Consider the following 7,726-nt stretch of genomic DNA (forward strand, 5'->3'; position numbering starts at 1 on the left):
CGTAACACATCTTCACAAGCGCGTTCCAATTCATATGTCGCATATTTTCTCAAAACTTTTTTGAGTGTAAATACCGACTGGACGGCTTGCTTTTCTATTTGGGCATGTTTAAAGAAATAGTCCACCACCATTAATGTGTTAGGTCCGATATCTTTTCCCCAAGCTTTAGCGTTTTTAGGCGTTTGATCAATATATAATCGATGCTCATCAGGCATGTGATCAGGATTGGTAGACTGACGTCCATATTTACCATATAATCTGGTATGAGAGGCTATTCGCATATGGTTATAGAATACCTCTATCAAATGATCTGTGGCTTTCACATCAACTTGTTGGCTAATATATTCATAGGGTACCGAATAAAATTGGCTTTTGACAGAGATGTGATAGTCTGGTTGGACTTTGGCGGTTAACCACTCAGACATTTGATACGGCATGGGCGGTAGAGGAGAAAGAAAGTCTTTTTCCTCTGCCAAAAATGCAGATCGTCTTGATCCTTCACGTTTAGTAAATGCTCTATCGTTAAACATCTCTAATTTCTGCTTAGCTAAACTATTCCACTCATCAAGCGAGAAACACTGCGAATGTCTTAATGAGGCAATAATCCAGGTTGAAATCGTTCTAACTGAGCCTTCAACACTCGCTTTGTCTTTAGGTGCTTTTACGCGTGCGGGCATAATAATCGTATTGTAGTGATTGGCCATATCTTTGTATGTTGGGTTCAATATCAATTGTTTACGTGAATGTTCTTGTACACCTGTTTTTAAATTATCTGGAACGAGTATCTCTGTCACCCCTCCAAAATAATCATAGGCATGTGTGTGCGCTTTAATCCAGCTCGTCATATTCATACTCAAGAACCCTTCAACGTAGGACAACTGGCTGCTTGGTAAAGTCGCGACAAAAACATACACATCGACGACTTCCCCAGTATCGCAATCAATGATAGCACCCGTTGACCCAGCCCAATCTACTTCTAGTATTTCTCCTGGTCTTCGTTTAATGCGCATGGTTGCTTTATGCCGTGCGGCATAATTTTTGTAATGCCGTACAAAAGATCGATAAGAGTAAGGAATCGCTTTTTCTGATCGACATTGCGCCTCATATTCATAATGAAGTAGACTCAGTGTCACATTCTTTTTAGCCAACTCCTTGTGGATATACTCAAAATCAATGGCGCGATAACTTGATTCTTCTACAGCTTTTTCTGGATATAAAAGCTCTTCTAACCACTTGTCTGACACATTTTTAACAGTTTTCATGTTGACATCTTTCTCTTTTGCCACCTCTAAAACTGACGTGATCTTTTGTCTGGAATGGCCTGTAGCTGAACTGATACTTCGGATAGAGAACCCTTCCTCTTTCATAGATAGCACTTTCCTTTACTGAAACACAAAAAAACCTCCCTATAATGATGTCATACACCACCATTAAAGCGATGTATGCCCTTTCATTATACAGAAGTTTTTAAGTGGTAAACACCTTGGCAAACAGTGGTACAATTGTCGGCAATCACTGGCCATAAACTTGGCAAGCCTGGTAAATATCATTGGCAGTAGTCACTTAATGCTGAAGATATGGTTTCAGAGTAATTTCTCGATTCTCCCCTAATCAAGTAATTCTTATATTTACCGTTAGAGAATAATTTAATATAACTCGCTAAGTCTTTCACAACTATTTCCTTTGGAACTGGAAATCCTTTTAACTTTCGATTTGAGAATCTCATTATAACCTCCGTGAGTTATTTAGTTCCTGCCACGTTATCCATTTTTGACTATTCAGAATGGACTAGGTATTTTAAACAAAAACACATCTATAGTTTTCTTTATTATACTATGCCATTCCTTTCCTTCTAATTGGAAAAAGTAATGTCATCTAACTGACAACTATCGCTGCGGATTGCAGCGACTGGGGTTTTACGTGTTCTCCCAAACCACGGCAATTTCGAACTTATTCTATTATTCCTAGACTGTTTTAACAAGGTTACATTACGATATGCAATAGTAACCATCTAATAAGTTAATTCTGCTCTATTCTTGTTCTACCTCGTCCTATCAAATAGATTGAAATATAGTAGTTTTAGAATGTTGGTTACAGTTAGGCATCAAACTGCATAGAGATTCAGAAACATCTGAAATAATACGATGAGGAATAACTGGAGCAATTATGGATACAAGATTGGAGAGTCACTGCACAAGAAGTTATGGCAAATAATACGTAGATTTGGAAGCCTCTTTCTGTAAATCAAGTAAAAGAAGTATTTAATAGAATACATTTAAATGGTGGATTGCTGGAGGCTGGGCACTAAAGATTTATTTAGAGGAAAAAAAAGAGAACATGATGATATCGACATTGTTATTTTAAGGGAAGACCACTTGAATCTACACAAAATAACTGAATCCATTAAGAATCCAGTTTGAAATAATCCTGCTATTGACTTTGAAAAGTAAAATCATATTCTAAAAAGAAGCTAACCTTTAATTCAAACTCATTACTACCAATTCCGTGCTTAAATCCGGTACTTGTATCAAGAGAATGGAGCAAAAGTTCCTGAAACTTTTTCATTTCGACTTTTTGTAATTCTGAAAGCCCATTCAATATTTCACTTAAATGTTCTATATTAACTGATTCCAAAAAAGCCATCCAACAACGCAAAATACCTACAATCAAATCAGATACTTGTACCAAACGTTCATCTTTTGAATCTACAAATTTATAGTTTATACATTTATGTCCTGATAACTCTATTGGATTGGCGTTCAAAAGTTTCTCAACAGACAGCTCGCGATCAAAAATATGATCTGCATTGGGGTAAGTAACTATTAAATTAGCATAAAAAGTTGAATAATCAGTTATTGCAATCCTATCATCATTATCTTCCAGAAATACCAGTTGCTTATCTCTGTAACTTTTTAGTGATTGCCGTAAATATTCAAGATAAAAATCATCCCCAATGTTTACAGACCATATCCAATCTACAAGTTTCTCAACAAACATTTTGTGATTCTTAATGTTGGGATAGTCTAGCTCAATTAGCAAACTTACAAACCAATCTTGATATTCCTTAATCAATGAATAGAGGCGGCTTTTCAGTTCTCTATTTAAACCTGGCCCACCAAACCACGACTCATTCATTGAATCCACTATATCAACAATTGTGTAGTAAAAATTATCAACGTAAGAATAATGGATTGAGTATTGTTTTTCGTGAAGCCACTCAATTAGAGTAGTAACTCTCGGTTTTGATAACAAAGATAAAAAGTCCTGAGCATTTTGACGAATGTGTTTAAATTTAACTTCAGATGCATTTCCCTGTAATTGAAATTCAGAAAATAGCTCATCAATATCATCGTCAGAAGCATACTTATCTGGTTCAAAACCAATTCCACCTAAAATAAAGAATTCGTGTTCATTAACGTTAAACCCATCATCTGTCAATCTAAAAGCACGAGGATTATTAGTCTCGTCATAATACAATATGTACTTTTTTTCTATGTTGGTTACGCCTCCTTCAGAGGCAATAAAATGATAAATGTGAGAATAATCCATTACGATTCCCCTTCGTTTTATAGTTCAAGAAATAAATTAGTGAGCAAAATTACCATCATAACTTTCTTTATTCTTCCGTTCATCATCTTTTACTTCAATACCTTTGCTTTTATTCTTGTAATAATGTTCCTCCTGTATTTTTCTATTGTTTAAGCGTTTTTAAAGTAATCCATACAATATTCACAAAAAGATGCCCCATCTTCTTCTCTATAAACAATCTCACCGTTGCATCTTGGTCCATCACAAGTTGTTATTACATCTTGGGTTGGTTTAATGCCGCAAGTTAAACAGATGTATTGATATCCATCTAAACAAATAAACGTATCCATTCCACAATCAGGGCATTCATGTAAAGGATTTTCCCCACCATCTTTGACATAACTATATGTATCAACAAAGTTTTCGATATATCTTTCCTTAAATGAAGAAATATTCTCATTACAAAAATGACAAAACACATCGGTTTCATCGTTAAATTCAACAGCTTCTCGGTAACATACCGGACATTTCAAAATGATGTCTATTTGACCCAATCTTTCCTTCAATAACAACATTCTTTCATTTATGTAATCTTCAAATTCATTAAGATGTTCAATGATTTGTGTATAGCTTTCATCATTAGAATCTACTAATCCCTCTTCAACCATTTCCGCTTTTAAAAACGGAATAAAATAAGTAAGGATGTTAACAATCCTTGATTTCAAAATGTCGGGTGTCACAACAAAGTGATAGTGCTCTATTTTGTTTCGATCTTTTCTAAGTAACTCCAATTCCTCTATTAACCTGTCATCAAGTTGTATCTCAGCTATATTTTTTAACCTCTGAATCAAGGTTTCATAATTTACACTTACAAAGTCACCAGAAATCAATCTTTCTTTCTTTGCTTGTTCTATTTTTTGAAAGATTAGTGACCAATGTTCTTGAAAAAGCAATTCCTTTAATAGCAATTGTATCCCTGCATGTAGATTAATTATTGAGTATTTTAAATTTTCATCGTTATCATCAATTGTATCAAGTGATTTTAATAGAAAGTCTAAACCGTTATCAATCATGTTTAATTTAACCTGTATAGTCATGACCATAGCCTCCCCTCTGAAATTCTATAAATCTACCATTTTGTCGGTATCCGGTGGCACACATCTAAGTATTTGTGTGCAAACGATATTATCGTTAATATGTCTAATGCTTTTGTTTCATCTACCTTCCAATTCACTTTCGGAGTATGAGCAGCAGGATTCCTTACTAGATGAAATATTGCTTCAAGTAACTCTTTAAGACCAACAAACTCACTTATTTCATTAGCTGTAGATAATCCATTGAAAAAGATATAGGGATCATTTTTAGAAAATGCCTTTTGAAATAAAACACCTCCATCAGTTGTCAATCCAGAAATGATTCTAACTCGTTCTGCAAGTCCTTTCGCCGCTTCAAATACAGCATCATAGTAATCTTTTCTTAAATAGTCTTTAATACAATATTTTGTAACTTCTTGATGAATCGCCCTATTGTAAAGGTGTTTCTTGAGACTGTTGACTCGTCGGTCTACCTCGTCAAGCGTTTTTGCTTTTACTGCTAGAGTCAGTTTACCTTCTTTCGTTACTGATAAACCTGATAACAGTAGCACCTTATTTAACTCTTCGAATAGAAAATCATACTTATCACGTTTTTTCTCACTTGTGTAGGATACCGGATCTATAGATTTTTCTATAAATAAGTAGACGTTTTCAAATGATTGTTTGCTATTAATATTCTTAACAAAACAATTATAAAGCCAATTACTTTTACTTAAACCGACAGTATATATGTATCCATTGTTAGAGTATCCATCATCTACTAACTCAACTTTACACTGATTTAATAAATTTCTAATTTCCGACTTGGTAAGTCCTTTATTTGTATCAGCAAGAACATCACAAATTGCTTTTAAATGTTGCTCACTTACGGTTTTTGATACCAATCTAAAATTCCTCCTCTACCTATATATTTAGAAAAAGAGGTGAATCCGAGTGGGTCGCCTCATACACTACCCTCTTTCTCTCCAGGTCCCTGTTGTTCAGAAAACTTACTATCTATTGTTTACTTTCCATAAAAATTTACCTTTAGCAAAAACGGTACAATCCTCTGCCTTCCCTACATATTCATTTCCTAATGTGTCAATTAAATATAATTTAAAATTCAAATCTAAATCAGAATGACCGTATTCATCCATTTCTAAACGAATACAATCACTCGATTCGAAGCCAAATCTAAAATCCTTTGTTACTTCAGATTTTGGGGAAATCTCCAACCGATAGTCTGCACCTGGTATACGATTTGAATGTCCAAAGAGGCGATGGTGAGTACGTAATTTTTGTGAATCCCACACTTCTAAAAACCCCTTATAAATTGTAATTGGGAAATCGGTACAGTTTCTAAAAGAACATTCAAGTGACGCACAACCACTCTCTGCATCAACAGCTCGTAAGAAACCATCAAGAATATGAATTTCAAATTGCCCTTGCTTATAGAAATAATCGAAATCAGATCTCGTAGCAAAATCATTTTTACTTCCTCGTCTAATATAACAAAAGCCTTTATGTAATTTATTGTAATCCTTTTTAAGTAAGTACGGTTGGCATATTGGTTCTCTAAGTTCAAGTACAGCTAATAAGTGATTTTTATATGTATGATAATGTATATGACAGTCTAGTTGAGGCTCAATGTTTTCAAAAAATAATTCTTGGTAGGTAGCTGCGTCAATTGGATCTGCAATATCAAACAGTTCTTTTTCTTGTTGTGCTGATTCTTTCACACCAAAAATGATGTATCGTGATCCAGTAACTTTAGCATTTGCCATAGCAATTACATCTTTTAGTAAACTATCGTAATTCGCTTTTACATATAACCCTTTTTTAAAATCTAAATGTTCACTCTCAGTTTGATTAAGCAATTGTTCGATTTTCGTCTTGTCCATACTATACCTCCTACTATTTTCATTTTACCACTTTATATTGACTACATCCTGGATTCCCGATAATTTATAACGAGGGAATGGGGATATCCAGAGCTTCATATATCTCTTGCTGCTTTTTGGTCACCTCTCCGAGTATTCGGCCGTGTTCCGGCGCTTCAAATAATTCAATCGTATCAAGCTCATCTAATAATCCTTGAAGTGTCCACTGTTCGAACAGATTGGCATCTTGCATCTTCTTTTTCACATAAGAAAGATAAATTAAGGCGATAAATTCAACGAAGAGCTTACCATTTAATGATAGTTCAGAAGATACTTGCATGCGTCTAAAGTTCAAACGGTCTTTTAAATTCCCGAAAGCTTTCTCTACCACATCTTTGCTTCGATACAATGAGAGGGCTTCAAAAGAATCTTTCACTTCGTTAGACAGTAACGCAAAGTAACCATAATTTTTTGCGTCCTTCCGCATGACTTCTTCTTTCGGGATGATCTTCTTACCGCGTTTAGGCGTTTCTTTTATGTCAAAATACTTCTGATAGTCTTTTAACCGATAGTCTTTTAAGGCGTTCTCTTCGAGATCGCGTTTTAGTGAGGACAAATAATCATTCATGTCTGTTTGATCTTTTGCTGCTTTTTCAGGGTTATAAAACAGATGTAAGTAAGCACGTCTCTTTGATTTAAGTGTATCCCCTTTGTACGGTCGTTCTTGTTCATAATCCCACTGAATCGTACGACAAACACCGTAGGTGTTGAACTGAGCGTGATGATGTGTCCAAAGTTTTAAGTTTTCGCGCTCTTCCTCAAGGACACTTGTCACGTATTTCAAACGTAATTGAACCCCTATAATGAATTTTTGATGGTACTGATATAGCGCATTGATATTATCTTTACTATAAAATCCTCTATCGAGAAGAATGTGTACTTTTTTGTATCCCAACACATTGAACTCACCCATCAGTTGTCGAACTGTTTTTACATCCGTGATATTCCCGGGGAGCTTGCGATAGTAGAAAGGCAATCCTGATTTTTCACCAAACAATAACGCCAAATTAATTTGTGGTAAACGGTCATGTTCCTTATTACGACCTTTTTTCACTTGATTTAATGTGCTTGAGAAGCTTGAAATGGAGGTGACATCGAAGGCCCAAAATTCATTCTCCATGCGACGTTGGCCTTGCTTTTGAAAGAAGGTCATACGACCTTCCTCATCAATCTGTTGAAATAAAT

General features: G+C 35.0%; 6 protein-coding genes. All 6 read right to left on the reverse strand.

Annotation, left to right across the window (positions count from 1 at the left end; all coding sequences use genetic code 11):
• A partial coding sequence (gene istA, locus BM163_RS13350; protein ID WP_089803669.1) for an IS21 family transposase occupies positions 1-1,367 on the reverse strand: 1,367 nt, incomplete at its 3' end.
• A gap of 1,063 nt (positions 1,368-2,430) precedes the next feature.
• Positions 2,431-3,549, reverse strand: coding sequence for a DUF3800 domain-containing protein (locus BM163_RS13355; protein ID WP_089803670.1), 1,119 nt, complete (start codon positions 3,547-3,549; stop codon positions 2,431-2,433).
• A gap of 149 nt (positions 3,550-3,698) precedes the next feature.
• Complete coding sequence (locus BM163_RS13360) at positions 3,699-4,625, reverse strand: hypothetical protein (RefSeq protein WP_089803671.1); 927 nt, start codon at positions 4,623-4,625, stop codon at positions 3,699-3,701.
• A 32-nt stretch (positions 4,626-4,657) separates the two neighbouring features.
• Complete coding sequence (locus BM163_RS13365; RefSeq protein ID WP_089803672.1) at positions 4,658-5,506, reverse strand: TIGR02391 family protein; 849 nt, start codon at positions 5,504-5,506, stop codon at positions 4,658-4,660.
• 108 nt (positions 5,507-5,614) lie between these two features.
• A complete protein-coding gene (locus BM163_RS13370) occupies positions 5,615-6,502 on the reverse strand; it encodes an AlbA family DNA-binding domain-containing protein (RefSeq protein ID WP_089803673.1) in 888 nt (295 codons plus the stop codon).
• Positions 6,503-6,566: 64 nt separating this feature from the next.
• A partial coding sequence (locus BM163_RS13375; RefSeq protein WP_089803674.1) for an IS1634 family transposase occupies positions 6,567-7,726 on the reverse strand: 1,160 nt, incomplete at its 5' end.

The organism is Halolactibacillus alkaliphilus (genome assembly GCF_900115465.1).
GTDB classification, from domain to species: domain Bacteria; phylum Bacillota; class Bacilli; order Bacillales; family Amphibacillaceae; genus Halolactibacillus; species Halolactibacillus alkaliphilus.